This is a genomic window from Dietzia sp. WMMA184 (assembly GCF_002441635.1).
Classification (GTDB): Bacteria; Actinomycetota; Actinomycetes; order Mycobacteriales; family Mycobacteriaceae; genus Dietzia; species Dietzia kunjamensis.
This window is the reverse complement of sequence record NZ_NXEI01000001.1, coordinates 1,306,362-1,332,260: the sequence shown is the minus strand read 5'-3', so window position 1 is coordinate 1,332,260 and position 25,899 is coordinate 1,306,362. Positions and strand designations below refer to the sequence as shown.

The window sequence follows — 25,899 nt, the reverse complement described above, 5'->3', positions numbered from 1 at the left end:
AGTCCGGAAGCGGCGGTCCGACCCCCGGGCCGCGGGGATCCGTTTTCAAGGAGGCACCAGTGTCCGAGTCGAGAAGTGGGCTCAATCGCGTCCTGCGTGCGGCGGCCGCGCGGGTTCCGGAGCCGCGGGGGGCGCGTACGTTCCTCAACCGCCTCACCCACCCGCTGCGGATGGATGACTACTCGTCGCTCATCTACCCGCTGTGGTCGTCCCGCGAGCTGCGCGGCGAGATCGTCTCCGTGCGCCGTGAGGCCGACGACGCGGTGACCCTCGTGATCAAGCCGGGCTGGGGCGCCACGCCCGAGTACCGCCCCGGTCAGTACCTGGGGATCGGCGTCCTGCTCAACGGCCGGTGGACCTGGCGCTCGTACTCGTTGACGTCGGCGCCCACGACGGGGCGTGGCGAGTACTCGGTGACGGTCAAGGCCCTGCCGGAGGGGCTGCTGAGCAACCATATCGTCGGAACGGTCGAGCCGGGGATGATCGTCCGGCTGCAGGCGCCGGCCGGTGATTTCCACCTGCCCTCGCCCACGCCCGAGAAGCTGATGTTCGTCACCGCCGGCTCGGGCATCACCCCGGTGATGGGCATGCTGCGGTCGCTGGACCGCCGCTCGGCCGACGAGGGGTTCCCCGACGTGGTGCACGTCCACTCGATCCGCGACCGTGATGACGCGCTGTTCCACGACGAGCTCCTCGCGCTGGAGCGCACCCAGCCGGGTTACACGCTGCACCTGCGGGTGACCAGCGAGGACGGCCGCATCGACTCCGAGCAGATGTCGGCGCTCGTGCCGGACTGGTCGGAGCGTCCCACCTGGGCGTGCGGGCCCTCGGCGATGCTCGACGAGCTGACCGAGCACTTCGAGGCAACGGGACGGGACGACCTCCACATGGAGCGTTTCACCGTGGACCGCAACGCGGGCGCGTCGGGCGGGACCGTCAAGTACGGCTCGACTGACAAGACGGTGGAGCTCGACGGGGCCACCACGATCCTCGAGGGCGGGGAGAGCGTGGGCGTGCAGATGCCGTTCGGCTGCCGGATGGGTATCTGCCAGACGTGCGTCGTGGGCCTGGAGGAGGGCCACGTCCGCGACCTGCGCAACGGCACCGACCACGGTCCGGGGGAGCGGATCCAGACCTGCGTCTCGGTGGCGCTGGGGGACGTCGAGATCAAGATCTGATCGGCCGCCCGGCCGGCGCCCCCGTGAGGCCCGGGTGCCGGCCGGGCCACACCCGGCCGCCGGGCCACGCCCCGCCGCAGTCCACCGGATCAGTCCTGGTCGAACCCCAGCGCCCAGGGGTCGTTGGACTGCAACGCCCCGAGGAGTTCCCGCACCGCGAGCGCCCGCCGGTGCACGGCGGGGTCGGTGACGGCGTCGAAGGCGCACTCGGGGTCCGCGGGCGGACCCTGGTGGGTGCATCCGCGCGGGCACGCGCCGGCGATCTCGTCGAGGTCGGAGAACGCGGCCACCACGTCGTCGGGGGAGACGTGCGCCAGCCCGAAACTGCGGATGCCGGGGGTGTCCACCACCCAGCCGCCCGTCGCCAGTTCGAGTGCGACGGACTGCGTGGAGGTGTGTCGGCCCTTGCCGACGCCGGAGACCACGCCCGTCGCCCTGTAGGCATCGGGGACCAGGCGGTTGACCAACGTCGATTTGCCGACGCCCGAGTGCCCGATCATCGCGGAGATCCGGCCGTCGATCAGGTCATGGAGATCGTCCAGCTCGTCGTCGACCCCCACCCGCAGGACCGGCACGTCGAGTTCGGCGAATTCGGCGGCGAACACCGACGGGTCGTCCAGGTCGCCCTTGGTCAGGCACAGGACCGGGTCCAGCCCCCCGGTGTAGGCGGCGACGAGGGCGCGGGCGACGAACCCGGCGCGCGGCGGGGGGTCGGCGACGGCCACGACGATGAGCAGGAGCTCTGCGTTGGCCACCACGACCCGCTCGTACGGGTCGGAGTCGTCGGCGGTCCGGCGCAGCACCGTCGAGCGTTCCTCCACGCGGACGATCCGGGCGAGGGTGTCGCGCGCGCCGGTGAGGTCGCCGACGACGCCCACGCGGTCACCCACAACGACGGGGGTCCGGCCGAGCTCGCGGGCCCGCATGGCGACGACGCGGGTCCCGGCGGTGTGGTCGGGGCCGTCGTCGAGCAGGACGCAGCCCCAGCGCCCGCGGTCCACGGCGACGATCATCGCGGCGGCGGCGTCGTCATGGCTGGGCCGACGTTTGGTCCTCGGGCGTGAGCCCTTCCCGGGCCGGACCCGGACGTCGGACTCGTCCCACCCCCGTGCGCTGCCCGCACCCCGTCCGCTCGGCATGGCCGCCCGTCAGCCCTGTCCGGCGAGCATGTCGGCCCACATCGCGGTGAAGCCGGGCATGGTCTTGGAGGTGGACTCGACGTCGTCGACCCCGACGCCCGGGGCCACGAGGCCGATGATGGCGCCGGCGGTGGCCATGCGGTGGTCGGCGTAGGCGCGCCACGGCGCGCCGTGCAGCGGGGCCGGGGTGATCTCGAGGCCGTCGTCGAGCTCGGTGACGCCGCAGCCCACGGCGCCGAGTTCCGCGGCGAGCGCGGCGAGGCGGTCGGTCTCGTGTCCGCGCAGGTGTGCGATGCCGGTGAGCCGGGAGGGGCCGTCGGCCAGCGCGCACAGTGCGGCGACGGTGGGGGTGAGCTCGCCGATGGCGGACAGGTCCAGGTCCACGGGGGTCAGGCGTGAGGGGCCGACGACGACGAGGGTGCCGTGGCCCGCACCGTCGGCGTCCTCGAGGGTGACCGACGCACCCATGTCCCGCAGGATGCCGCGGATGGCGTCCCCGGGCTGGGTCGTCGTGGCGGGCCAGTGCGGGACGCGGACGGTCCCGCCGGTGACCGCGGCGGCGGCGAGGAACGGGGTGGCGTTGGACAGGTCCGGTTCGACGACCCTGTCGACGGCCGCGATCGCACCCGGCGCGACCCGCCACGAGGACGGGGTCGGCTGGTCGACGGCGACGCCGGACTCGCGGAGCATCTCCAGGGTCATCTCGATGTGCGGCCCGGAGGGGACCGGCGAGGCGCCGACGTGGACCAACTCCGCGCCCTCGTCGAACCGCGCGGCGGAGAGCAGCAGGCCGGAGACGAACTGCGAGGAAGCGGAGGCGTCCATCTCGACGCGGCCGCCCCGCAGAGAGCCGGTGCCGTCGACGGTGAACGGCAGGCTGCCCCCGGTGATGGCGGCGCCCAGTGCGCGCAGGGCGTCGAGCACGGTGGCCTGCGGGCGGACACGGGCCGCGGGGTCGCCGTCGAAGGTGGACCGGCCGGTCGCCAGGGCGGCGACCGACGGGACGAAGCGCATCACCGTGCCGGCCAGTCCACACTCGACGTCGGCGCCCCGCAGCTCACCGGGGGTGATGACGAGGTCGGTGTCACCCGGGCCGAGCGGTCCGGACGGTCCCTCGATGCGTGTCCCCAGCGCCTGCAGCGCGCCGATCATGAGATCGGTGTCCCGACTGCGCAGCGTGCCGACCAGGCGGGAGGGGCCGTCGGCCAGCGCCGCGAGCACCAGAGCACGGTTGGTCAGTGACTTGGACCCGGGGATGGTGACGTCCGCGTCGACGGGGCCGGCGGCGACGGGCGCGTTCCAATGACTCACCTGGTCATTGTCGCCCATCGCGGCGGCATCCGCCGGACCCGGGTGCGAGGATGTCGGCATGTGTGGACGGTTCTCCCTCTCCTCGGACCCGGCGCTGCTCGCGGTGGAGCTGGACGCGGTCGACGAGGCGACGTCCCCGCCTCCCGGCCTGTTCCCCGCCAGCGCGCCCCGGGCCCCGCGGTTCAACATCGCGCCCACCACCACGATCCCGGTTCTGGCACTGGACGTCCCGCGGTCCGAGAGGCTCGTCGAGCCGGCCGGAACGGCGGCGACGGCGGGTCAGGGCGCGACCCCGGGCCCGGGCGCGGCGGCGGGCACGGCGACGCCCCGGCGGGTGCTCCGGGCGATGCGGTGGGGGCTCGTTCCCTCGTGGGCGGGGGACTCACAGCGGCTGCCGAACCTGTTCAACGCCCGGGTGGAGACCGCGTACTCCAAGCCGTCGTTCCGGTCCGCGGTCGCCCGCCGGCACTGCGTGATTCCCATGGACGGCTGGTACGAGTGGGTGGCGGGTGAGCCCGCGACCCCCGGCGGGAAGGCGGGGCCCAAGCAGCCGTACTTCATGAGCCTGCCGGGGGACCGCGGCCTGCTCATGGCCGGGTTGTGGGAGGCCCGACGGGACCCGGTGGACGAGACGGTCACCCAGCTGTCGTGCACGATCCTCACCACGGAGGCGCTCGGGTCGCTGCGCCGGGTGCACGACCGGATGCCGCTGGTGGTCCGCCCCGAGATGCTCGGGGACTGGCTCGATCCCGCCGTCATGCGTGACCCGCGCGACCTGGTGGAGGGCGCGGGCGGTGACCTGGGCGAGTGGGCCGAGTCGGTGGAGATCAGGCCGGTGTCGCGGGCGGTGTCCAACGTCCGGAACGACGGCCCGGAGCTGGTGCGGCCGGTCGACCCCGCCGAGGGGATGCTCTTCTAGGCGGTCGTGACCGGGCGGCCGTGTCCGGGCGGCCGTGCCCGGGCGGTCAGCCGGCCGTGATCGGGGCGGTCACCGCCCGGGTGATCGCCACCAGATCCACGGGGGCGAGCTCGATCTCCCACCCGCGTCTGCCGGCGCTGCACAGGATCGTGGGGTGGGCCAGGGCGGAGGCGTCCACCACCGTCGCCAGGGGGCGCCGCTGGCCGACGGGCGACACGCCCCCGACGACGTACCCGGTGCTCTTCTCCGCCACGTCGATCGGCGCCAGGGTGGCTTTGCCGCACCCCAGGGCGGCGGCCGCGGCCTTGAGGTCCAGCGAGGAGGTCACGGGCAGGACCGCCACCGCGAGCGGGACCCGTGACCCCTCGGGAGGTCTGCCGGTGGCCAGGACCAGTGTCTTGAACACCCTGTTCGCGGCCACCCCCAGTCGGTCGCCCATCACGCGGGCCGCCTCGTCGCCGTAGGCCGCGTCACCGGTCACCTCGTAGGTGTGCACGGTGTGGTCGATGTCGGCGTCGCGCAGCGCGACGATCGCCGGGGTCGCCGCGGCGCCGCCTCGTCCCTTCCTGCTGCCCACGGGACGGGAGCCTAGCGGGTGACGGGGTCCGGAATACCGCGGCGGTCCACCGCGTTGATTCCCAGCAGGTACCCGGGGTAGGTCCCGGGTCGGAAGGGAGGGTGCGATGCGGACCGCGGTCCTCGACGCCCCGGGCGTGCGGTTAGACTCCGGGACACCGACAGGTGAGGAGTTCCGGTTGCCGACCGAGTTGCAGCCCGACGAGGCCGACCAGCGCGCAGAGAAGTTCGAGGAGCTGGCGATGCCTCTCCTCGACCAGCTCTACGGCGCGGCCTTGCGGATGACCCGGAATCCCGCCGATGCGGAGGACCTGGTGCAGGAGGCCTACGCCAAGGCCTTCGCGGGATTCCACTCGTTCAAGCCGGGGACCAACTTCCGTGCGTGGATGCATCGCATCCTCACCAACGCGTACATCAACCACTACCGCAAGCGTCAGCGCCAGCCCGCGCAGTACCCGACCGATGAGATCACGGACTGGCAGTTGGCCGCCGCGGCCGAGCACACCTCGACGGGCCTCCGCTCGGCGGAGGTCGAGGCGATGGAACTGCTGCCGGACGACGAGATCCGGGCGGCCCTCGCCGAGCTGCCGGAGGAGTTCCGGATGGCGGTGTACTACGCCGACGTCCAGGACCTGCCGTACAAGGAGATCGCGGAGATCATGGACACCCCGCTGGGGACCGTGATGTCGCGTCTACACCGCGGTCGCAAGCAGCTGCGCGAGCTGCTGCGCGACGTGGCCACCGAGCGGGGTTTCGGCCGCGACCGCGAGGAGGGGGCGAAGTGATGAGGGAGCACGACCCACGACTCGACGAGATCGACTGTCGGTCGGCGAAGCGCGACCTGTCCCTGCTGGTGGACCTCGAGTGCGACGACGCCTGCCGCTCTCGACTCGAACATCATCTCGCGGGGTGCCCGGACTGCCGGGAGTTGTTCCTCTCGGAGCGCCGCCTCAAGGCGAAGCTCTCCAGTTCGTGCTGCGAGAAGGCTCCGACCGGGCTGCGGGAACGCCTGATGGTGGAGATCCGACGCACGACGGTGACCACGACGGATGCGGACGGCACCACCGTGGTTCACAGACACACGACCGTCGAGAGACGCGACTTCGGCTGATCCGCGGACGCGGTGACGGACGACGAGGGGGCGGGCACCGGTCAGGTGCCCGCCCCCTCGTCGTCCACGGCGTCCGTACTCAGCTGTTCGGACGCTTACCGTGGTTGGCGTTCTTCTTACGGCGATCCCGCCTCTTGCGGCCACGCTTGCTCATGGTCGCCTCCTTTCGTCGGTGTACAAGTCTTCCATGCGCGGGCCCGTGTGGTTGCATTGGAGGTGTCCGGGGGCCGTTGTCGAGGAAGCAGAGGAATAATCCATATGACTGAACAGGTCCGTGCCGAGATGGTCGCGAACGTCTTGGAGGTCGTCGCGGCGGTCGGCACCGAGGTCGCCGAGGGCGACACGATCGTTCTCCTGGAGTCGATGAAGATGGAGATCCCGGTGCTGTGTGAGGGCTCGGGAACCGTGACGGAGGTCGCGGTGAAGCCCGGCGACGTCATCCAGGCGGGCGATCTCATCGCCGTCATCGACTGACCGATCTGCCGCCACAACGGCGGAAGGCCGGTTCCCACCCTGATCGGGTTGGGAACCGGCCTCTCGTACGCTGGCCGTCCTGGGGTCGGGCGACGGACGCGTCAGACGGTCGGGGTCAGACCGTGGTCCGGGTGCGGGCGCGGCGACGCTTGAGGGCGCGACGCTCGTCCTCGCTCATGCCGCCCCACACGCCGGCGTCCTGGCCGGACTCGAGGGCCCAGGTCAGGCACTCGGCGGTGACGGGGCAGCGGTTGCAGACGATCTTCGCCTCGGCGATCTGCGCGAGGGCGGGGCCGGAATTGCCGACGGGGAAGAACAGCTCGGGATCCTCGTCGCGGCAGATGGCCTTGTGGCGCCAGTCCATGGGAACTCCTTCGTCGTGAGACCGAGGTCGGGTGCGCCGGGCAGCACGAAAACGCGCCGTTCAGGCGTGGACCTGTACGATCGACGTGAGAACGTGCGTGTACGGTGACACCCGACGGGGTGGTGGGGGTTGTACCCGCTCCGCGGGCTCGCTCCTGCTGGAGTGGCTCCCGGTTAAGGCAATGCAAACACGGTGTGTATGCGCTGTTACAACTGATCGTCCCACGATTCCCTGACAAGTCAACCCTCTTGAACCTCGATGTGGTAAACGTCACGCGCTTTGTCAAATCGGCCCGAAAGCGCACACCAGAGGCTGTTATCGCCTAGGCGGAGCGCGCCCCACCAGGGGTGTGGGGCCCGGTGGATCCGATGCCACATAGTCTTGAGAGGTGAACGTGAGACGACAGGACGAGCCCCGTGTTCCGGCAGACCCGCGGATCGCGATCCCCGGCCCGGTCCGCCTCGCCGGCTGGATCGCCTCTGCTCAGGGGCTCATCGGCGTGGGCATCGCGGTGGTCCTGTTGGTCCGTGCGATCGGCGGCCACCGCGAGGAGACCGTGGTCATCAGCGGGTACGGGACCGCCGTGTGGTTCGCGATCCTCGGGGGCGGGTTGTTGGCCGCCGGGCTGGGACTGCTGCGCGGTCGGCGGTGGGGCCGCGGTCTGGTGGTGATCGCCGAGCTGCTGCTGCTCTTCGTCGCGTGGTACGTGGGGGTGGGGTCGCACCAGTACCTGGCCGGGATCGCCCTGGCGGTGGTGTGTGCCTCCGCCCTGGTGGCGTTGTTCCGGCGCGACGCCGTCGAGTGGTACGCCGCCTGACCGACTGGTACGCCGCCCGGCCAGCCGTCCGCGGCCCGGTCAGGCCAGCAGCTTGTAGGCGTGGATCGAGCCGCCGCGGCGTTCGTAGAGGATGTCGCCGATCTGCGCCAGCCCGGTGACGCCGTCGCCCTCCGCGGAGGTGGCACCCATCCGGAGTGTCTCGACGCCCGAGTCGTGATCCAGGAGACCGAAACCGCCGGCGACGGGGAGCAGTACCCAATCCCGCGCGGTGGTGACGTCGGGGTCGGGTGACCACCCGCCGGTCAGGCCCGGGCCGGTGGCCCCGCCGGCCGTCCAGGTGTGCTGGCCGGTATCGGTCCGGAAGGCGTGGGTGGCGCCGCCGTCGAACCACCGTGCCTGGGTGTCATCGCCGGAGAGTGTGGTGGCGCCCGGTTTCGCCGCGGGCTCAGAGTCCAGTCGCAGGACGGGGGAGTACTGGCGCGGGGAGGTGAACCATTCGACGGCCCAGGCGCCGTCGCGGTCGGTCAGTGCGAGGACGCCCTCGTCGGTGACGTCGATGATCCACAGGCCCCGGGCGCTGGTGGTCTCCGAGGCGATCTCCTCGGGCTTGCGGCTGTCCTCGGGGACGGTCTCGGCGAGCGTGAGCCGTGTGGAGTCGTCGCCGGGGCAGCGTTCGGCGACGGCGAACCGGTCGTCGGTGAGGTCGGCCGTTCCGAGGGTGCAGCCGGTACGTGGTTGCATGTCGGCTTCCTGGGGCGCCTCGACGGCGCCGTACTCGACGGTGCGGACGAGGTCGTCGCGCCAGATCTCGAGCCGCTCGGGGCTCGAGGCCAGCGCGTGCCGCCAGGTCGAGGTCAGTTCCATCGCGTCGGGGAAGGCGCTCTGTCGGGTGCTCGTGTACTGCTGCGTCGTCGGATCGAGGGCGGTGACGTCACTGCACCCGGCGGCCCCGTCGAACGCCGCGGCGAGGATGTCGGCGTAAAACGTGGCCGCGCAGGGACGTCCGGCGTGTGAATACGTCCACCGCTGCTCGCCCGAGCCCGCGTCGCGGCCCACGAGGGTCCCGTCGTCGTCGAGGGTGACGAGGTTGCCCTTGGTGGTCAGTGGGGCGCCCGCGCCCCCCGACGCGTGGGACCACAGGGGCTGGAGTGAGGTGGGGCGTTCGACTGCGGGCCCGTAGACGGGCTGCTCGTCGTCGGCGGCGCGGAAGTGCGAGCGGTTCGCGCTTCCCGACAGCAGGACGGCGGCGGCCACCACCGCCATGACGACGACGATGACGGCCGCGGTCACCAGATCGCGCCGTGTCCCCCGTTCGGAGGGCACACCGGGGAACCGTCGGCCCGGGCCGCCGGTGGCGTGACTGTCTGCGCGCACGTGCCGTATGTGGGGAGGTGGTGGCCCGGTCAGTCCTGACCGGCCTGGTCGGGCGACGACGACGAGGGGCGCCGACGGCGACGGCGGCGCCGCGGGGGTGCGTCGCCGGGGGTCGCCGAACCGTCTGCGCTGTCGGTCCCGGGAGCGGGGTCACCGGACGTGGCGGGCGTCGAGGCCTCGTCAGCGCCGGAGGCCCCGGTCCGGGTACGCCGCCGACGGGGTCCCGATCCGGTCCCGGACTCCCGGGCGGGCCCGCGGGAGTCGCGGTCGACCGGGCGGCGGCCGGAGCCGGTCCCGGTGGGGGCGCCGACGCGTCCGCCGGCGCTCTCCGGGATCCCGAGATCGGACCGCAGGTGCGGGGACGTCGAGTAGGTCTCGGCGGGCTCACCGGACCCGAGTCCGAGGGCCTTGTCGATCAGGCCCCACCGGGGCAGGTCGTCCCAGTCCACGAGGGTGACGGCGACACCCGTGCGTCCGGCGCGGCCCGTGCGGCCGATCCGGTGCACGTAGGTCTTCTCGTCCTCCGGGCACTGGTAGTTGATGACGTGGGTGACATCGTCGACGTCGATCCCGCGGGCCGCGACATCGGTGGCGACGAGGACGTCGACGTCACCGGAGCGGAACGCCTTGAGGGACTTCTCACGCGCTCCCTGGCCGAGGTCGCCGTGGATGGCGCCCACCCGGAAGCCACGCTCCGCGAGATCGTCGGCCAACTTCTGGGCGGTGCGCTTGGTGCGGCAGAAGATCATGGTGGCGCCACGGCCCTCGGCCTGGAGGATCCGGGAGACCACCTCGGGCTTGTCGAGCGAATGGGCCCGGTAGACGTACTGGGTGGTGTTCTCGTGCGTGGCGCCGGAGTCGGCGGCCTCGGCGCGGATGTGGGTGGGTTTGGTGAGGAAGGTGCGGGCCAGGGTGATGATCGGGCCGGGCATGGTGGCCGAGAACAGCATGGTCTGGCGCTTCTCCGGGACCATGCGCAGCAGCTTCTCGATGTCGGGCAGGAAGCCCAGGTCGAGCATCTCGTCGGCCTCGTCGAGGACGAGGGCCTCGACCTTGCCCAGCACGAGCTTCGACTGGTTCGCGAGGTCGAGCAGGCGGCCGGGGGTGCCGACGACCACGTCGACGCCCTTCTCCAGGGCCTCGGTCTGCTGCTCGTACGGCGTTCCGCCGTAGATCGCGAGGACCTTGAGCGGGCGGGTGCCGGACCCGGAGGCCGTCGGCGCGGTGAGGCCGGTCGCGGCGATCTTGAGGTCCTGGGTGACCTGGACGCACAGCTCGCGGGTGGGGACGATGATGAGCGCCCGCGGGGTGCCGTCGAGCGTCCTGGTCGCCTCGCCGGTGGCGATGCGGTGGAGGAGCGGGACGCCGAACCCGTAGGTCTTGCCCATGCCGGTCCGGGCCTGACCGATGAGGTCGGATCCGGCCAGTGCCAGCGGGAGGGTGAGTTCCTGGATGGCGAACGTGTGGGTGATCCCGCGCTCGGCGAGCGCGGTGACGATCTCCGGGCGGACGCCGAGCTCGGCGAAGCTGGGGGAGGAGTCGGAGGACGGGGCGTCGACGACGGCGGTCGTCGTGGCCATGCCGTCGACTTCTTCGGTGGTGACATCTGTGGTGGACAGGGCGGTGCCTTTCTCGTCTCGCGCGCGGATGGTTCGGGCCGCACAAGGTCCGGCCTCGCGAGCGGGGCGCGCGCACATTTCCACGGGACCTGTCACGCCCGGCGCCGGAGCGATCCGGACCCGGGGAGTGATCCACGTGCACACATCCTATCCCGTGCCGCCGCCTTTCGAGCGCGTCGGGCTAGCCTGGACCGCACGCACCGCCGATGACGGCGTGACATGCGCCTACGACGAGAAGGGCAGGCACCGTGGAGGTCAAGATCGGCATCGCCGACAGCAACCGTGAGCTCGTGTTCAAGACCGGGATGACGCCGGAGGACGTGTACAAGCGCGTCGAGGCGGCCCTGACCGCGGAGGCCAAGGCGGTACTCGAGCTCGAGGACGAGAAGGGGCGCCGTTACCTCGTGTCCACCGATCGGGTGGCGTACGTCGAGATCGGCGAGACCGCGCGCCGCGCGGTCGGGTTCCTCTCCTGAGGGAGTGAACCCCGGGCCGGGGGCCGCCCCTCGCGGCCCCGACCCCCGGGGGTCAGGCCTGGTTGTCCGGCTCGGTCCGGTCCCTTCCGTGACAAGGGATCTTCGACAGGCCGCCCCAGCACAGCGTGACCGTCGTCGAGACGGCGTCCGCGCGGGGGATCGGCCGGCCGGCGTCGAGCCAGTGCCCGGCGCTGACACGACTGGCCCCGACCAGTCCGACGGCCAGCAGTCGCGAGCGGTGGGCGTCGAGCCCCGAGTCCCCGCGGACGAGGTCGTGGACCGCGTCGATGCAGCCGTCGGTGGCCCGGTCGAGTTCCCGCCGGACGTCCTCGTCACCGGACTCGGAGTAGAAGACCAGCCGGAACCCGCGGGTGTCGGCGTCGGCGTACGCGAAGAACGTGTCGACGGCCGCCTCGACCCTGCGCCGGTTGTCGGAGGTCGAGTCCAGCGCGGCACGGATGCGTCCGAGCAGTTCGTCGACGTGGTGGCGCAGCACCTCGATGTACAGGTCACGTTTGGAATCGAAGTGCTGGTAGAGCACCGGCTTGGAGACGCCGGCCAGGACGGCGATGTCATCCATCCCGGAGGCGTGGAAGCCCTGGTCGACGAACACGGTCCCGGCGGCGTCGATCAGCTGGCTGCGCCGGGCCCCGCGGGGGAGCCGGGCCGCTCGGGTGCGGCCCGGTGCGGCCGGGAAGGATCCGTCCGGGCTCGTCATCTGCTGGCTCCTTCTCCGCCCGGGCGGGAGTCGACAGGCGTCCGGGCCAGACGGACAATACCCGCAGCCGCGGAGTGCGGGAGGAGGCGCCTCACCCCTCATGTGGGATCGTGTAGGCCTTGACTTCAGGAGTGGACGTGGAGGTGTACGGATGAGCGACGGCCGTCGCCGGACGCCGGGCGGTGCGGACGCCGAGGGTCGTCAGCGACCCCCGTACTACCCTCCGCACGGCGAGCCGCTGCGCGCGCCGTGGGACCCGCAGGAGTCGACCCCGGGGCGCCGCCGGTCGGTGCCCGGATCCCGGGACCACCTGCGTCGGCAGACCCCGGTCGGCAGGTTCTTGGCCACCTGGGGCTGGCGCGCGTACGCGATCCCGGTGCTCGTGGTGCTCACCGCCCTGGTGATCGGGGACGCCATCGTCTCGCCGGGCGCGTCGGACGAGGACCGGGTGGTCCGGGCGGAAGAGACCCCGGCCGTGGTCGGGGTACCCGCGGCGGGTGAGGTCCCGCCCAGTGGTGAGTTGCCGGAGGGCGGCTCCTTCATCGGGGCCGCGAGCGGGGAGTTCAGGATCGTGCCCGGCGGCACCGATCCGGTGGGACGCCCGACGGCCGAGCAGTTCAGCTACACGGTCGAGGTCGAGGACGGGATCGACACCGTCGACTTCGGCGGGGACGACTCGGTCGCCAGGATGGTCGACGCGACCCTGGCCAACCCCAAGAGCTGGACGGCCGACGGCGCAGTCGCGTTCCGGCGGATCGCCGGTGACGAGCCCGCGTTCCGGGTCTCGCTGGCGAGCCCCATGACGGTCCGCGAGAACTGCGGGTACGACATCGAACTCGAGGCGAGTTGCTACAACTCGGCCACGGGTCGCGTCTACCTCAACCTCGCGCGCTGGGTGCGGGGAGCGAGGTCGTTCCAGGGCGACATCGGGTCCTACCGGCAATACCTGGTCAACCACGAGGTCGGCCACGCGATCGGCTACCCGGCCCACGAGCCGTGCCCCGCGGACGGCGCCCTGGCGCCGATCATGATGCAGCAGACGTTCGGCGTGAACAACGGCGACATCCACCAGTTGGATCCCGAGGGCGTGGTCCCGGACAACGACGACACGTGTCGATACAACGCGTGGCCGTTCCCCGACGGACCCCCGGTGGCGGGATGACCGCCGCGGGCGGACCGGGGGACCGCGGCCTTCCCCCGCTGGTGGACCCGGTACCGGAGCTGACGAGGGACGAGCGGGAACGGTACTCGCGGCACCTGTTGCTCGGCGCGATCGGCGACGAGGGGCAGCGTCGCCTGCGCGCCGCGTCGGTGTTCGTCGTGGGTGCCGGCGGCCTGGGTGCCCCGGTGCTCATGTACCTTGCCGCGGCGGGTGTCGGGCGGATCACGGTCGTCGACGACGACGAGGTGGACCTCGGCAACCTGCACCGGCAGGTGATCCACTCCGTCGGGGCCGTGGGCCGACCCAAGGTGGACTCGGCGAGGGACCGTCTGGCCGAGTTGGCGCCCGGGGTCCGGGTCGACGCGATCCACGCCCGACTCGACGCCCTGAACATCGAGTCGCTTCTCGAGGGCCATGATCTGGTGATCGACGGCAGCGACAACTTCGCGACCAGGTACCTTGTCTCCGACGCCTGCGAGATCGCGGGAATCCCGCTCATCTGGGGGACCATCGACCGCTTCCGGGCGCAACTCGCCGTGTTCTGGTCGCGCCCACCGGCGCCCGCCGACCCGGTGACCCTGCGGGACCTCTACCCGGCCCCACCGCCTCCCGGGTCGGTGCCCAGCTGTGCCGAGGCCGGGGTCGTGGGTGCGTTGTGTGGCACGGTCGGGTCGATGATGGCAATGGAGGCGGTCAAGCTCGTCACGGGAGCGGGCCGGCCCCTACTCGGACGCCTGGTCCTGATGGATCTGCTCGAGTCGACCCACCGGGCGGTGACGATCCGACCGGACCCGTCGAGGGAGCCGGTCACCCGACTGCCCGACGGGGCCGACGACGTCTCCTGCGAGATGCCGGCGGCCGGGCCGGCGGCCGTGCCGGTCGTCACCGCCGCCGAGCTCGCGGAGGAGTTGACGCAGGCGGGGTCCCCCGGCGCTGTCGCCCCGGTCCTCGTGGACGTCCGCGGGGCGGGTGAGCGGTCCATCGCCCGGATCGAGCCGTCGGTGTGGGTGCCCCTGGACTCGGTCGCCGAGGACGCCGCGGACCCCACCGGTGTCCTCGGTCGCGCCGCCGCCCGGGGGCGCCTGGTCCTCTACTGCAAGTCCGGTGTGCGCTCCGCGCGCGCCGCCACGACCCTGTCCGGGGCCGGATTCACCGGCGTCCGGTCGTTGGCGGGCGGAATCGACGCGTGGACACGCGACGTCGACCCGTCCCTGCCCGGGTATTGACCGAGGAGGTGGGTAGCGTGGGCGGCGTGAACGATGCGAGGGTCCCCGAGCACGTCCGTGGCGCGTTCGGCGTGACGGACGGCCCGGCCGTCCCCGTGGTCGCCGGCTCCGGGACCGGCTGGCTGGTGTCCACCTCCGGTGCCGCCGTCGTGCTCCGCCCCGTCGCGGACACGGCGCTGGCGAACTGGTCCGCCCGGGTCCGGGAGGAACTGGACGTGACGGGGCTACGGGTGGCCCTCCCCGTCCGCTCGACCGATGGACGCCACGTCGTGTCCGGCTGGCGCGCCGACCGGGTGGTGTCCGGTCGCCCCGAGGCGCGCGCCGACGAGACCATCGCGTGGTCCGCGCGGATCAACGCGGCGCTCGCCGACGTGGAGCCCCCGCGGCCCGCCACCCGCCCGGCGAGGCGGCCGTGGGCCGAGACCGACCTGTTCGCGTTCGCCGAGGCGGCCGCCTGGGACGGTGACCCCGAGCACGACCTGGCGCCCGGGATGGAGGACCGCGGTACGCCCTTCGCGACCCACCGTGCGGCCGCTCTGCTCGGTGCGACGGGCCTCATCCGGCACCGCAGGCCGGTCGGGATCCCCGTGACCGGCGTCGTCCACGGGGATCTCGCCCGGGGTCTGCTCTTCGACTCGTCCGCCGAACCCGCACTGACCGACGTCGTGCCCTATGCCCGGCCGACCTCGTGGTCGGCCGCGGTCGTCGCCATCGACCACCTGTCGTGGGGGACGGCCGACATCGGGGTCCTCGGCAGATGGCGCCATCTCGAGCAGTGGCCCCAGATGGTGTTGCGCGCTGCCGTGTTCCGGTTGGCGGTACACGCGCTGCACCCCGGTTCGCGGCCGCACGCGATGGACGGGTTGCAGTCCATGGCCCGCGAGGTCGGCGAGTTCGTGGGGGACACGTCGGCATGACCCCCCGTTCCCCGCGGGCATCGTCCCGCCAGGGTGCCCTCGCGTTTCCGCTCGTGGCCCTCGTCGGCGTCGTCCTCGTCTCGCTGAACCTCCGGACCGCCGTCACCTCCCTCAGCCCGCTGCTCGGGGTGATCGACGCCGAGATCGGCCTCGGCGCCGCCGGGATGGGGCTGCTCGGGATGGTCCCGACCGCCATGTTCGCCGTCTGGGGTGTGCTCACCCCGATCGTCCTACGCCGGGTGGGTCTGGAGATGCTCACGGTCCTGGCGATGGTCGCGGCGGCCGTCGGGCAGCTCATCCGGGCCGCCGCCCACGACCCCTGGGTGATGGGCGCGGGATCACTCATCGCGCTGGCGGGGATGGGGATCGGCAACGTCGTCGCCCCGCCCCTGGTCAAGAAGTACTTCCCCCGGCACGTGGCCGCGGTCAGCATGGCCTACATCACCGGTCTGCAGCTGGGCACCGTCGTCCCGGCGCTGGTGGCGGTGCCGGTCGAGGAGGCCGCCGGGTGGCGGGTCTCCATCGGGTGGTGGGCGGTCCTCGCCGTCGTCGCCGCGATCCCCTGGATCGTCGAGGTCGTGCGGCCGGGCGTCCCCACCGACTCCCCTCGTGCCACCGGGTCCCCCCGCCCCGCCGACGGCTCCACCGGCAGCGCCCCCACCAGCGCCCCCACCAGCGCCCCCGGCGGCTCCGCCGCGACCCCCACCCGGCGCATCCGCCCGTGGCGTTCGCCCGTCGGCGTGGCGCTGGCCCTGTTCTTCGGAACCAACTCCTTGTGCACGTACGCGTTCTTCACCTGGCTCCCGGCCGTGGCCGAATCGATCGGGATGACGCGCGCGGAGGGCGGGTTGGCGTTGGCGGTGTACTCGGCGATCGGCCTCGTCGCGGCGTTGGTGGTGCCGTGGGCGGCGGGCCGCTTCGAGGACCCGTACGCCGTCGTCGTCGTCTCCGTCGTGTCCTACCTGGCCGGGTTCGCCGGCCTGCTCTGGGCTCCCGGCGCGGCGTGGGTGTGGATCTGCCTGCTCGGCGTGGGACCCAGCACGTTCCCGCTCTGCCTCACGCTGATCAACCTCCGCACGCGCACCCAGGCCGGCTCCGCCGCGCTCTCCGGGTTCTCCCAGGGCGTGGGGTACACGGCCGCGTCCCTCGGGCCGCTCGTGTTCGGCATGCTGTTCGACGGCCCCGGGCTCGGGGCGGGCCTGGCGTTCCTCACGGTGGTGTTGGCCATCATGACGGTCGTCTCGCGGACCGCGTGCCGCCCGAACATGCTCGAGGACACCCTGCGCTGAGGCGTACCGGCCCCCGCGCCGGTCGCGGGCCCGGTCTGCGCGGTGCGGGGTCGACATGCCCTCCGGCGAGCGGCTCGTCCGGGCGGGCAGGGGGGATGTCGTGGTCGTGTGGTCTCATCGAGCCGTGACACAGCCCGCCACCGCCTTGACCGCCACTGCCTTGACCGCCCCTGCCCCGACCGCCCACCGCGACGCACGCACGGTCGACGAGCACGGAACGTCTTGGTCGGCGGAACTCGACGACCTCCTCGGGCGTGATTGGCCGGGTGCCCGGACGGGCAGGCAGGACCGGTGGGTCGTGCGCGGGGGCCCGGGCAGCGGGAAGACGTCGCTGATCGTCGATGTGGTGCGCTCCGCGGTGGCCGGCGGGGTGGGGATGGACGGGGTCCTGGTGCTCACCGGCTCGGCGGCGGCCGCGGCCACCCTGTTCGAACGGGCCACCCACGGGATGCCCCCGCACCTCGTGGTCGGCACCGACGCGCCCGTCCGCACCGTGCACTCCCTCGCCCACGCGGTCGTCCGGTTGGCGGCCGCGCGGGCAGACGCACCGCCCCCGCGCCTGCGCACCGGGGCCGAGCACGACGCGGTGGTGCGGGAGACCCTGATGGGCGAACTGGCGGACGGGGCCCCGCACTGGCCCGAACAGATGCGGCCGGCTCTCTCCACCGTCGGATTCGCCCGCGAACTGCGCGACCTGCTCCTGCGTTCGCTGGAGAGGGGCATCGGACCCCGTGAACTCGCCCGGCTGGGCCGCACCGCGGGGCGTCCGGCCTGGGTCGCCGCCGCCGGGTTCTTCCGCCGCCACGAGGAGCAGATGGCGCTGCGGTCCGGGGTGCGTTCCGGACAGTCGGACATACCGGAGGCGCTCAACGCCGCAGAACTGGTCGGGGCCGCACTGGACGCCCTCACCGCCGATCCCGATCTGCGCGAGATCTTCCGGTCCCGCCGTCTCGTCGCGGTGGATGACGCGCAGCACCTCGATCCGCTGGCCGCCGAGTTCGTCGCGGCGGTCGGAGGCGGGGCGGACATCCTGCTCGTGGCCGAGGACGGCGACCAGTCGGTGTTCCGGTTCCGTGGCGCCGACGGGGGTCTCGCCCGGGCCGTGGTGGACCAGGGTGGCCGCGCGATCGACCTGAACACCGGGCACCGCATGTCACCGGCGATCACGGCCGTCGCCGCGCGCGTCGCGTCGAGACTCCCCGGGGCCGCCCGCCACCGGCCCCGCGAGACGCCGGGCCCGGCCGAGGGGTCGGTGGGGGTGACCGTCGCGGGCTCGTCCGCCGCGGAGGCCGCGGTCATCGCGGACTTCCTACGCCGTCGACACGTCCTGGACGGCGTCGACTACGCGGAGATGGCGGTGGTGACCCGCTCGCTGCCCCGGGTGGCGGACGCGCTCTTCGCCGCCCTCGACGCCGCGGGGGTCCCGGTCGTGGACGCGGGCGCGGAGATCCCGCCCGCCCACGACCCCGTGGCGTCGGCGCTCCTGCTGCTGGTGCGCTCCGCCGTGGACGGCGAGACCGGAACCGATGCGGAACAGACGCTGGCGATGCTCTCCGGCCCGATCGGACGCGCCGACGCGGTGGCCATGCGGCGCCTCCGGCGCGGCCTGCGTCGCTCCGGGATCGGCGGGACCGAGCCGAGCGCGGACACACTGCGCCGGCTCGTGCTCGCGGAGGAGGACCACATCCCGCCGGGCCTGACGGCGGTGGAGCTCGCGCCGGTGACCAGGGTCCGGCGAGCCCGCGCGGCGGTCTTGGCGGAACTCGGGGCGGGCGGCACCGCGGAGGAGGCCCTCTGGGCCGCGTGGTCGGCGTCGAGACTGGAGAGGCGCCTCGTCCGTCAGGCGGTCGCCGCCGACCCGTGGTCCCGGTCCGCCGACCGCTCGCTCGACGCGGTCGTGTCGCTGTTCGACCACGCCGCCGACTTCGTCGACAGGGTGCCCGGCGGGTCCGTCGCCCTCTTCTGCGACGTCGTCTCCGGCGAGGACCTGCCCGCCCCCGGACGCGCGGACATCAGAGCCCGTGGAGGGGCGGTCAGCGTCCTGTCCGCGCATGCGGCGGTGGGCAGGCAGTGGCGGGCCGTGGCCGTGTGCGGCGTGCAGGACGGAGTGTGGCCGGCACCCCGCCGGCGGTCCGGTCTCCTGGGAGTCGACGAGCTGGTCGACCTGACCGAGGTCGCCGGTGACGGCCCGGTGCCGTCCGAAGCCGAGCGGGCCGTGTCCTCCGCCGCCGCCCGGTCGGCCGAGGAACGTCGACTGTTCTACGTGGCGTGCTCCCGCGCGAGGGATCACCTGCTGGTGACCGCGGTCGAGTCGCCGGAGGAGGGCGACATCGCACCCTCCCGGTTCGTCGACGAGATCTCGGACCTGGCCACCACCACTCCCACCGCGGCGCCCGCCGGGGCGGTGGCAGGCCCGCCCCGGCACGCGCCGACCGTCTTCACGCTGCCGCACCTGGCCGTGGACCTGCGGGCGGCACTCCATGACCAGGCCACCGACCCCGCGGACGCCCGGCACGCGGCCGGACTCCTCGCCGGGCTCCGCAACGCCGGGGTGGAGGTCGCCGACCCGCGGACCTGGTTCGGCGCGGCCGAGCCGTCCTCGACGACCCCGGTGGTCACCTCGACGCCGGGCGAACCCCTCGCGGTCCTCTCACCCTCCGGTTTCGGTGCCCTGGAGGAGTGCCCCCTCCGGTGGTTCCTCCAGAAGGTGCGAGGCGACTCCTCGGATGCCGGATCGGCGGCCCCTCTCGTCCGGGGCTCGGCGGTCCACGCGCTGACACAGGCGGTGGAGGGAGGGATCTCGGAGGACGCACTGCGGGGGGCCGTGCGGCGACGGGCGGAAGCCCTCACGATGGCCCGTGGGTGGTTCGCCGAGCGGGGCGCGGAGTCGATGGTCGAGATGGCCGAGACCTTCCGACTGTGGCGTGCCTCAACGCGCGACCGGTACACCACCGCCGGGGTCGAGGAGGCGTTCGAGTTCGACGTCGACGGACCGGTGCGGGTCCGCGGACGGATCGACCGGCTCGAGGCGACCACGGCGGGACAGGTGATCCCGGTCGACGTGAAGACCTCCCGGGCCGCGGCGAGCCACGCCGAGGCCGCCGTGCACCCGCAGCTCGCCCTCTACCAACTCGCCGTCGCCGCCGGGGCCGTCGACTCCGCGGCGGGGCGGGCCCCCGGCGGAGGGCTCCTGCTCTACCTGGCGGGAAGGGAGGGACGCATGCCGGCCGAACGGATGCAGGACCCGCTCGGGACGGGGGCCGGGGAGGAACTCACCCGGCGGGTGACGGAAGCGGGCCGCGCGACCATCGGGCCGTCCTACACCGCGAGGGTAGGTCGCTGGTGTGAGCACTGCGACGTGAGATCCAGCTGCCCGGCGCAGCCCGAGGGAGAGCAGGTGATCGGGTGACCACGATGATCGAGCCCGACGTCATCGCCGACGCGCTCGGGATCCACCGGCCGACCGCAGAGCAGGCCGAGGTGATCTCTGGTCCGGCGGAACCGACGCTGGTCCTGGCGGGAGCCGGTGCCGGCAAGACCGAGACGATGGCCGCCCGCGTGGTGTGGCTGGTGGCGAACGGCTACGCCCGCCCGGGGGAGATCCTCGGGCTGACCTTCACCCGCAAGGCGGCGCAGCAGCTGTCCCGTCGCATCCGCCGGCGGCTCGACGCGCTGGCGCGCAGTCCCCTGTGCACGGGCCCGGGAGCCGCTCCCGGGATCGCGGAGGCCATCCGCACCGAGGATCCACAGATCTCGACCTACCACGCGTTCGCCGGGACCCTGCTCGGGACGTACGGGCTGCTCGTCCCCGTCGAACCGGACGCGCGGCTGCTCACCCCCACCGCCGCCTTCCAACTCGCCCACGACGTGGTGTCGAGGTGGGAGAGTCCCCTGACGACCGGATCGACCCCCGGCCGGGTGACGCGCGACGTGCTCACGCTGGCAGGACAGCTGTCCGACCACCTCGTCACCACCGACGACCTGCGCACCGACCCCGACCTGATGACCACCCTCGTCGCGACCCTGCCCCCCGGGCCGCGGCAACGCCAGGCCCCCACCCGGTGGCTCCAGGAGACGGCGGACGTGCAGGGGCATCGCGACGAACTGGCGGACCTGGTGGACGCGGTCGCGGCCCGCATGCGCACGGAATCGGCGCTCGATCACGGTTCGCAGATGGCGCTGTCCGCCACCGTCTCGCGCGACCACCCCCAGGTCGGCCAGGCCGAGCGCCGGGCGTTCCGGGTCGTGCTGTTGGACGAGTACCAGGACACCGGACACTCGCAGCGAGTCCTGCTCTCCTCCCTGTTCGGGGGCGGGGCGGGACCCGTCCCTGCCGTCACCGCCGTCGGCGATCCCATGCAGTCCATCTACGGCTGGCGCGGGGCCTCGGCCTCGAACCTCGACCGGTTCCGCGAGGACTTCCCCCTGGCCGACGGTCGGCGGTCGCACCTGCGCGAGCTCACCACCTCGTGGCGGAACCCACCCGAGGTCCTGACGCTGGCCAACCGGATCACCGCGCCCCTGCGCGACCGGCCGGGGTCGATCCCCGTCGCCGAACTGCGAGCCCGACCCGGCGCCGAGGCCGCCGACCTCCGGGTGGCCGTCCTGGACACCGCGTCGGACGAACGGGAATGGCTCGCGGACGCGATCGCCGCGAGATACAGCGCGGCCGCCCGGGACGGTCGCACGCCGACCGCTGCGGTGCTGGTCAGACGCAACGGGGATTCCGCGGCGATCGCCGCCGCCCTCGAGTCGCGCGGCCTGGCCGTCGAGGTGGTGGGGGTGGGCGGACTGCTCGACGTCCCCGAGGTCGCCGACGTCGTCGCGTTGCTCACCGTGGTCTCCCGCCCGGGTGCGGGACCCGCACTGCTGCGCCTGCTCAGCGGCTCCCGGTTCTCTCTCGGAGCCGCGGACCTCGCCGCGCTCGCCCGGCGTGCCTCCCACCTATCGCTGCGCCGGCCCGCGGCCCCCGGCGGGGCGGTGACCGCTCTCGACCAGCTGGAGGACATTCTCGACGGCATCGCCAGGGGGGAGGAGACCGACTCGGCCGGGCTCGCCGACGCCCTCGCCGACCCCGGCCCCGCAGGCGGCTACAGCCTGGACGGCGCCGCCCGCATCAGCGAACTCGCCGGGATCATCTCGGGCCTGCGCGCCCGCTCGTCGGCACCCCCCGCCCGTCTGGTCGCCGCCGCCGAGCAGGCGCTCGGACTCGACGCGGAGGTCCGCCTACGTCAACGCGCGGGAGTCGGCGAGGCCCGCGAGCAGCTCGACGCGCTGCAGGAGGTGGCGGCGGGGTTCCGGCCGGACCGGGGAACAGGACTGGAGGCCTTCCTGTCCTACCTCGACCTCGCGCGCACGGTCGACGGGGGGCTCGCGCGCGGCGAGGTCGCCGCCACACCGGGGCGGGTCCAGATCCTCACCGTCCACTCGGCCAAGGGGCTCGAGTGGGAGATCGTGGCCGTCCCGCACCTGGCGCAGGGGGTCTTCCCGTCCGACCAGGCGCCACAGACCTCGGTGCGCACGGCGACCCAGTTGCCCGAGCACCTGCGGGGGGACCGTGAATCGGAGGACAACCCCGGCGGCGTACCTGTGCCCCGGCTCGACGACGTGACCGACCGGAAACTCCTGCAGGACGCGCTCGAGAGTCATGTCAAGCGGGTCCGGCGACGCTCACTGGACGAGGATCGGCGGCTGTTCTACGTGGCGGTGACACGAGCCGAGCAGACGCTGCTGTTGTCCGGGTCGCACTGGATCGGAGGGGCCGCCACACCCAAGGGCCCCTCGGAATTCCTCGACGAGGTCCTGGAGGCGTGCGGGGGAGACGAGCCACTGGGGGAGATCGATCACCTCGTCGTCACACCCTCCCCGACCAACCCCGCCACGACGACCGTCGTGGAGGCCACGTGGCCTCGACCGGCCGCCCCCGGCCGCGTCGCCGTCGCACGGGCGGTCGACGCGGCCGTGCCGGTGGACCCGGAGAACGAGGACCCGCCGGAATCGGGACCGGCACGCCGCTGGCACCTCGCCGCGGCACCGCTGCTGGCCGACGCGCGGCGGGCGGCCGAACAGCGGGACGAGGTGATCCTGCCCCGCCGGCTCACCGCGGGGCAGATGGTCGCACTGGCGTCCGACCCCCGGGAGTTCGCGGACCGTCTCCGCAGGCCGGTCCCGTTCCGTCCCGACCGCTTCGCCCGGCGCGGGACCCGCTTCCACCTCTGGCTGGAGCACCGCTTCGGCGCCACCCACCTCCTCGACATCGACGACCTGCCCGGCGCCGGCGACCAGGGCGCGGCCGACGGACTGTCCGAGGCGGACCTCACTGCACTGCAGGAGGCGTTCGAGGCATCCCGATGGGCACGGATGACACCCGCAGCGGTCGAGGTGCCCTTCGAGGTGGGGCTCGGCGAACACCTGTTGCGCGGACGGATGGACGCGGTGTTCACCGCCACCGCCAGCGCGGACACCGACGGCGACGACGACCCGGGGTGGATCGTCGTGGACTGGAAGACGGGACGGGTTCCCGCCGAGCGGGACATGCCCGCCGTCGCCCTCCAGCTGGCCGTCTACCGGTACGCCTGGGCCCAGATCGCCAGTGCCCGCCTGGGACGACCCGTGGGGCTCGACCGCGTGCGCGCCGCGTTCCACTACGTGCGTTCCGGGCGCACGATCGAACCGGCCCATCTGCCGGATGCCGACGAGCTGTCACGACTGCTCTCCGACGGGCCGGGGCGGGGTCGGTTGTTGTCCCGCGGCGGGCGATAGGCGACGATTCATGTCGATGACGGCACGGTCCCCGCGGGGGACGCGTCGCGGAAACGGAGCCCCATGGTGAAGAAGCGCGCACTGGCATCGCGGTTCCGTGGCCACGACCCGCTGGACGAGAGCCCCGACCACGCGCTCGTGGGCGTGGTGAGCATCCCGGAGAACAGTGAGACGCCGTGGCGGCTGATCGGCAAGCGCGTGGTGATGGCCGTCGTCGCCCTGTGCATCGCTGTGCTGGTGGTGTGGTTCGACCGCGGGGGCTATACCGGTGGCGGCGGAGCGAATGGTGAGCTGACGCTCATCGATTGCTTCTACTACGCCACGGTCTCCCTCTCGACCACCGGTTACGGAGACATCACCCCGATCACCCAGCAGGCGCGGCTGATCAACACCATCGTCGTCACCCCGCTTCGCCTCGTATTCCTGATCCTGCTCGTCGGCACCACTCTGGCCGTGCTGACCGAGCAGTCCCGTCAAGCCTTCAAGATCCAGCGATGGAGAACCCACGTGCGCAATCACACCGTCGTCGTCGGCTACGGCACCAAGGGCAAATCCGCCATCGCCGCGATGCTCGCCGACGACACCGCCCCGGACGACATCGTCGTCGTCGACACCGACCCCCAGGCACTCAAGGCCGCGGCCGCCCACGGTCTGGTCACCGTCCACGGTTCGGCCACCCGGTCCGACGTCCTCAAACTGGCCGGCCTCACCCGCGCCTCCGCCGTCGTGGTGGCCACCAACTCGGACGACACGGCCGTGCTGGTCACCCTCACCGCGCGGGAACTGGCACCCAACGCGAAGATCGTCGCGACGGTCCGCGAGAGCGACAACAAGCACCTGCTCAAGCAGTCCGGCGCAGACTCCGTGGTGGTCTCCGCCGAGACCACCGGACGTCTCCTCGGTCTGGCCACCAATTCGCCGACGGTCGTGGGGATGATGGAGGATCTGCTCACCCCGGACGAGGGCTTCTCCATCGCCGAACGACGGGTCGAGGAGTCCGAGGTAGGAGGCTCACCCCGGCACCTGGCCGAACTCGTCCTGGGGGTGGTGCGCAAGGGACAGCTCATCAAGGTCAACGAGCCCGAGGCAGACGCGCTGGAGAGCGGTGACCGGTTGCTCTACATCCGGATGATCGCCGACTGAGCGACGGGCAGGGCAGGAACGCCGAGGTGGCCGGGCTACGCTGATCGGCACCCCTCACGACCGCGAAAAGGACCCCACACGATGCCGATGGACTTCACCCTCGACTCCGATCCGGTGCTCTCGGTGGCGGCGCCCGACAGGGCGGCACCCCTCCGGCAGGACTCCGATGAGTTGAACAGAGGATGGGCCACGGCGCGCGTGATGAAGGTGGACCGTCGCAACAGGTTCGCGATCGAGCCGGCACGCGGTGATCGGCAGCGGATCCGCCTGGAGCCCGCCCTGGACCTCGCGGACTCCCTCCCCGAGGAGGCGGTGTTCCTCGGGAGGACCGAGGACGCCCGGCACATCTGGGCGGTCCCGGTCGACGAGCTCCCCGCCGAGCCCGCGGTGACGTCGCTCCGCTCGTGCGGGGCCGACCTCGTCGAGGGTGACGGGTCGTTGGCCTCCCAGGCCATGGCCCTACTCGGGTGGCATCGCGACAACGTCCGCGGACGCGAACGCACCCACCATCCGCGCCGTGTCGACGCCGGATGGGCGATCGAGGACCCGTTCCACGGGGGCCTCGAGTACCCACGGACCGACCCCGCCGTGATCTGCCTGGTCCACGACGGGGGACGCCGCGTGCTCCTCGCCCGCCAGCCGATCTGGCCCGAGGGCATGTACTCGCACGTCGCCGGTTTCGTCGAAGCGGGCGAGTCCCTGGAGGGCTGCGTCCGGCGAGAGGTCGCCGAGGAGGTGGGCGTGGTCGTCGACCGCGTGCGCTACCTGGGCAGCCAACCCTGGCCGTTCCCCCGGTCCCTCATGGTCGCATTCCACGCCATCGGCGACCCGGAGGCTCCGATCGTGCTCGAGGACGAGGAGATCAGTGAGGCCGCGTGGTTCGACGTCGACCGGGTCCGTGACGCGCTGGCCGGCCGTGGCGACCTCATGGTGGCGCCGGCCGTCTCCATCGCGCACGTGATGCTGCAGTCCTGGGTCGCAGCGGTCGACGGGGACGTCGACGCCTGAGGGCGCCGGTCCCCGGCGTCGCCGTCAGGCCAGGCCGAGCGCGTCAGACCCCGGCGAGTTCGGCGAGCTTGGCGCGCACCTGGGAGGCCGGGGGGTTGGTGGCGGTGGTGCCGTCCGAGTACAGCGCCGTCGGGACGACCCTGTTGCCGCCGTTCACGCTCTCGACGAAAGCGGCAGCATCGGCGTCCGCCTCCACGTCGACCTCGGTGTAGCCGATCGCCTTCTCGTCCAGCAGCTTCTTGAGTCGCGTGCAGAAGGGGCACCACGTGGTGGTGTACAGGGTCAGGGCGCCGGCATCGTCGTTCGTCGTCAGATCGCTCATGACGGGGTGTAACGCGCACGACCGCGGGAATCA

The 25,899-nt window shown here is 72.7% G+C and carries 24 protein-coding genes; 15 read left to right on the top strand and 9 right to left on the bottom strand.

Annotated elements, in window-relative coordinates:
* Nucleotides 1–59 precede the first annotated feature (59 nt).
* Nucleotides 60–1,178 carry a ferredoxin reductase gene (locus tag CK206_RS06135; RefSeq protein WP_067712304.1) on the top strand — a complete coding sequence of 373 codons (1,119 nt, stop codon included), beginning with the start codon at nucleotides 60–62 and terminating at the stop codon, nucleotides 1,176–1,178.
* 89 nt (nucleotides 1,179–1,267) lie between these two features.
* On the opposite strand, the gene rsgA is transcribed toward CK206_RS06135, so the two are convergent.
* Together rsgA and aroA are read right to left on the bottom strand one after the other, a co-directional pair.
* A complete protein-coding gene (gene rsgA, locus CK206_RS06130; RefSeq protein WP_096905880.1) occupies nucleotides 1,268–2,317 on the bottom strand; it encodes a ribosome small subunit-dependent GTPase A in 1,050 nt (349 codons plus the stop codon).
* 9 nt (nucleotides 2,318–2,326) lie between these two features.
* Entirely contained in the window at nucleotides 2,327–3,646 is a 1,320-nt protein-coding gene (aroA, locus tag CK206_RS06125; protein ID WP_096907322.1) for a 3-phosphoshikimate 1-carboxyvinyltransferase, read from the bottom strand.
* A gap of 40 nt (nucleotides 3,647–3,686) precedes the next feature.
* On the opposite strand from aroA, the gene CK206_RS06120 reads away from it, so the two are divergent.
* Entirely contained in the window at nucleotides 3,687–4,547 is an 861-nt protein-coding gene (locus CK206_RS06120; RefSeq protein WP_096905879.1) for an SOS response-associated peptidase, read from the top strand.
* 46 nt (nucleotides 4,548–4,593) lie between these two features.
* Here CK206_RS06120 and CK206_RS06115 read toward each other — a convergent pair whose 3' ends face one another.
* Complete coding sequence (locus CK206_RS06115) at nucleotides 4,594–5,124, bottom strand: aminoacyl-tRNA deacylase (RefSeq protein WP_096905878.1); 531 nt, start codon at nucleotides 5,122–5,124, stop codon at nucleotides 4,594–4,596.
* 106 nt (nucleotides 5,125–5,230) lie between these two features.
* Between CK206_RS06115 and CK206_RS06110 the strand changes: the two genes are divergently transcribed.
* A complete protein-coding gene (locus CK206_RS06110) occupies nucleotides 5,231–5,908 on the top strand; it encodes a sigma-70 family RNA polymerase sigma factor (RefSeq protein WP_067712319.1) in 678 nt (225 codons plus the stop codon).
* Nucleotides 5,908–6,234, top strand: coding sequence for a zf-HC2 domain-containing protein (locus CK206_RS06105; RefSeq protein ID WP_067712322.1), 327 nt, complete (start codon nucleotides 5,908–5,910; stop codon nucleotides 6,232–6,234). The genes CK206_RS06110 and CK206_RS06105 overlap by 1 nt, the downstream gene beginning before the upstream one ends.
* Nucleotides 6,235–6,313: 79 nt before the next feature.
* Here the strand turns inward: CK206_RS06105 and CK206_RS20715 are convergent, their stop codons facing one another.
* The gene (locus CK206_RS20715; protein WP_370452405.1) at nucleotides 6,314–6,388 is read right to left on the bottom strand and encodes a 50S ribosomal protein bL37; all 75 of its coding nucleotides are present in this window, start codon (nucleotides 6,386–6,388) and stop codon (nucleotides 6,314–6,316) included.
* Nucleotides 6,389–6,492: 104 nt separating this feature from the next.
* On the opposite strand from CK206_RS20715, the gene CK206_RS06100 reads away from it, so the two are divergent.
* Nucleotides 6,493–6,708 carry a biotin/lipoyl-binding carrier protein gene (locus CK206_RS06100; protein WP_067712324.1) on the top strand — a complete coding sequence of 72 codons (216 nt, stop codon included), beginning with the start codon at nucleotides 6,493–6,495 and terminating at the stop codon, nucleotides 6,706–6,708.
* Between the two features lie 115 nt (nucleotides 6,709–6,823).
* Here CK206_RS06100 and CK206_RS06095 read toward each other — a convergent pair whose 3' ends face one another.
* Nucleotides 6,824–7,072 (bottom strand): WhiB family transcriptional regulator, encoded by a 249-nt coding sequence (locus CK206_RS06095; protein ID WP_067712327.1) that lies wholly within the window; start codon nucleotides 7,070–7,072, stop codon nucleotides 6,824–6,826.
* Between the two features lie 388 nt (nucleotides 7,073–7,460).
* On the opposite strand from CK206_RS06095, the gene CK206_RS06090 reads away from it, so the two are divergent.
* Nucleotides 7,461–7,889, top strand: coding sequence for a hypothetical protein (locus tag CK206_RS06090; RefSeq protein ID WP_096905877.1), 429 nt, complete (start codon nucleotides 7,461–7,463; stop codon nucleotides 7,887–7,889).
* 39 nt (nucleotides 7,890–7,928) lie between these two features.
* Here CK206_RS06090 and CK206_RS06085 read toward each other — a convergent pair whose 3' ends face one another.
* Both CK206_RS06085 and CK206_RS06080 read right to left on the bottom strand, forming a co-directional pair.
* Nucleotides 7,929–9,224, bottom strand: a complete 1,296-nt coding sequence (locus CK206_RS06085; protein WP_096905876.1) for a hypothetical protein — start codon at nucleotides 9,222–9,224, stop codon at nucleotides 7,929–7,931.
* 29 nt (nucleotides 9,225–9,253) lie between these two features.
* Nucleotides 9,254–10,873, bottom strand: coding sequence for a DEAD/DEAH box helicase (locus tag CK206_RS06080; protein ID WP_371607068.1), 1,620 nt, complete (start codon nucleotides 10,871–10,873; stop codon nucleotides 9,254–9,256).
* Nucleotides 10,874–11,091: 218 nt separating this feature from the next.
* Here CK206_RS06080 and CK206_RS06075 point away from each other — a divergent pair, with 218 nt between their 5' ends.
* The gene (locus CK206_RS06075; RefSeq protein ID WP_067712332.1) at nucleotides 11,092–11,319 is read left to right on the top strand and encodes a DUF3107 domain-containing protein; all 228 of its coding nucleotides are present in this window, start codon (nucleotides 11,092–11,094) and stop codon (nucleotides 11,317–11,319) included.
* A 52-nt stretch (nucleotides 11,320–11,371) separates the two neighbouring features.
* On the opposite strand, the gene CK206_RS06070 is transcribed toward CK206_RS06075, so the two are convergent.
* A complete protein-coding gene (locus tag CK206_RS06070) occupies nucleotides 11,372–12,037 on the bottom strand; it encodes a TetR/AcrR family transcriptional regulator (RefSeq protein ID WP_067712337.1) in 666 nt (221 codons plus the stop codon).
* Nucleotides 12,038–12,188: 151 nt separating this feature from the next.
* On the opposite strand from CK206_RS06070, the gene CK206_RS06065 reads away from it, so the two are divergent.
* The 8 genes from CK206_RS06065 (at nucleotide 12,189) to nudC (ending at nucleotide 25,544) form a co-directional block, all read left to right on the top strand.
* Nucleotides 12,189–13,199 carry a DUF3152 domain-containing protein gene (locus CK206_RS06065; protein WP_067712339.1) on the top strand — a complete coding sequence of 337 codons (1,011 nt, stop codon included), beginning with the start codon at nucleotides 12,189–12,191 and terminating at the stop codon, nucleotides 13,197–13,199.
* Nucleotides 13,196–14,425 carry a ThiF family adenylyltransferase gene (locus tag CK206_RS06060; protein ID WP_173674775.1) on the top strand — a complete coding sequence of 410 codons (1,230 nt, stop codon included), beginning with the start codon at nucleotides 13,196–13,198 and terminating at the stop codon, nucleotides 14,423–14,425. Before CK206_RS06065 ends, CK206_RS06060 begins: the two co-directional genes overlap by 4 nt.
* A 26-nt stretch (nucleotides 14,426–14,451) precedes the next feature.
* Nucleotides 14,452–15,342, top strand: a complete 891-nt coding sequence (locus CK206_RS06055; RefSeq protein WP_253701734.1) for a TIGR02569 family protein — start codon at nucleotides 14,452–14,454, stop codon at nucleotides 15,340–15,342.
* Nucleotides 15,339–16,631, top strand: a complete 1,293-nt coding sequence (locus CK206_RS06050) for an MFS transporter (RefSeq protein ID WP_096905872.1) — start codon at nucleotides 15,339–15,341, stop codon at nucleotides 16,629–16,631. The genes CK206_RS06055 and CK206_RS06050 overlap by 4 nt, the downstream gene beginning before the upstream one ends.
* 124 nt (nucleotides 16,632–16,755) lie before the next feature.
* Nucleotides 16,756–20,040 (top strand): UrvD/REP family ATP-dependent DNA helicase, encoded by a 3,285-nt coding sequence (locus CK206_RS06045; protein WP_254050499.1) that lies wholly within the window; start codon nucleotides 16,756–16,758, stop codon nucleotides 20,038–20,040.
* A gap of 5 nt (nucleotides 20,041–20,045) precedes the next feature.
* Complete coding sequence (locus tag CK206_RS06040; protein WP_096907320.1) at nucleotides 20,046–23,393, top strand: UvrD-helicase domain-containing protein; 3,348 nt, start codon at nucleotides 20,046–20,048, stop codon at nucleotides 23,391–23,393.
* 63 nt (nucleotides 23,394–23,456) lie between these two features.
* On the top strand, nucleotides 23,457–24,536 hold the full coding sequence (locus CK206_RS06035; RefSeq protein ID WP_067712343.1) for a TrkA family potassium uptake protein: 1,080 nt from the start codon (nucleotides 23,457–23,459) through the stop codon (nucleotides 24,534–24,536).
* A gap of 81 nt (nucleotides 24,537–24,617) precedes the next feature.
* Nucleotides 24,618–25,544, top strand: a complete 927-nt coding sequence (gene nudC, locus CK206_RS06030) for an NAD(+) diphosphatase (protein WP_096905871.1) — start codon at nucleotides 24,618–24,620, stop codon at nucleotides 25,542–25,544.
* A gap of 43 nt (nucleotides 25,545–25,587) precedes the next feature.
* Here nudC and CK206_RS06025 read toward each other — a convergent pair whose 3' ends face one another.
* The gene (locus CK206_RS06025) at nucleotides 25,588–25,866 is read right to left on the bottom strand and encodes a mycoredoxin (RefSeq protein WP_096905870.1); all 279 of its coding nucleotides are present in this window, start codon (nucleotides 25,864–25,866) and stop codon (nucleotides 25,588–25,590) included.
* Between the last annotated feature and the right edge of the window lie 33 nt (nucleotides 25,867–25,899).

What these genes read in the sequence shown, in the direction of transcription:
- rsgA (WP_096905880.1), bottom strand. Translation starts at nt 2,317, where the DNA reads ATGCCGAGCGGACGGGGTGCGGGCAGCGCACGGGGGTGGGACGAGTCC.
- aroA (WP_096907322.1), bottom strand. Translation starts at nt 3,646, where the DNA reads ATGGGCGACAATGACCAGGTGAGTCATTGGAACGCGCCCGTCGCCGCC.
- CK206_RS06120 (WP_096905879.1), top strand. Translation starts at nt 3,687, where the DNA reads ATGTGTGGACGGTTCTCCCTCTCCTCGGACCCGGCGCTGCTCGCGGTG.
- CK206_RS06110 (WP_067712319.1), top strand. Translation starts at nt 5,231, where the DNA reads ATGCGGACCGCGGTCCTCGACGCCCCGGGCGTGCGGTTAGACTCCGGG.
- CK206_RS06105 (WP_067712322.1), top strand. Translation starts at nt 5,908, where the DNA reads ATGAGGGAGCACGACCCACGACTCGACGAGATCGACTGTCGGTCGGCG.
- CK206_RS06100 (WP_067712324.1), top strand. Translation starts at nt 6,493, where the DNA reads ATGACTGAACAGGTCCGTGCCGAGATGGTCGCGAACGTCTTGGAGGTC.
- CK206_RS06095 (WP_067712327.1), bottom strand. Translation starts at nt 7,072, where the DNA reads ATGGACTGGCGCCACAAGGCCATCTGCCGCGACGAGGATCCCGAGCTG.
- CK206_RS06070 (WP_067712337.1), bottom strand. Translation starts at nt 12,037, where the DNA reads ATGACGAGCCCGGACGGATCCTTCCCGGCCGCACCGGGCCGCACCCGA.
- CK206_RS06065 (WP_067712339.1), top strand. Translation starts at nt 12,189, where the DNA reads ATGAGCGACGGCCGTCGCCGGACGCCGGGCGGTGCGGACGCCGAGGGT.
- CK206_RS06060 (WP_173674775.1), top strand. Translation starts at nt 13,196, where the DNA reads ATGACCGCCGCGGGCGGACCGGGGGACCGCGGCCTTCCCCCGCTGGTG.
- CK206_RS06050 (WP_096905872.1), top strand. Translation starts at nt 15,339, where the DNA reads ATGACCCCCCGTTCCCCGCGGGCATCGTCCCGCCAGGGTGCCCTCGCG.
- CK206_RS06040 (WP_096907320.1), top strand. Translation starts at nt 20,046, where the DNA reads ATGATCGAGCCCGACGTCATCGCCGACGCGCTCGGGATCCACCGGCCG.
- CK206_RS06035 (WP_067712343.1), top strand. Translation starts at nt 23,457, where the DNA reads ATGGTGAAGAAGCGCGCACTGGCATCGCGGTTCCGTGGCCACGACCCG.
- nudC (WP_096905871.1), top strand. Translation starts at nt 24,618, where the DNA reads ATGCCGATGGACTTCACCCTCGACTCCGATCCGGTGCTCTCGGTGGCG.
- CK206_RS06025 (WP_096905870.1), bottom strand. Translation starts at nt 25,866, where the DNA reads ATGAGCGATCTGACGACGAACGACGATGCCGGCGCCCTGACCCTGTAC.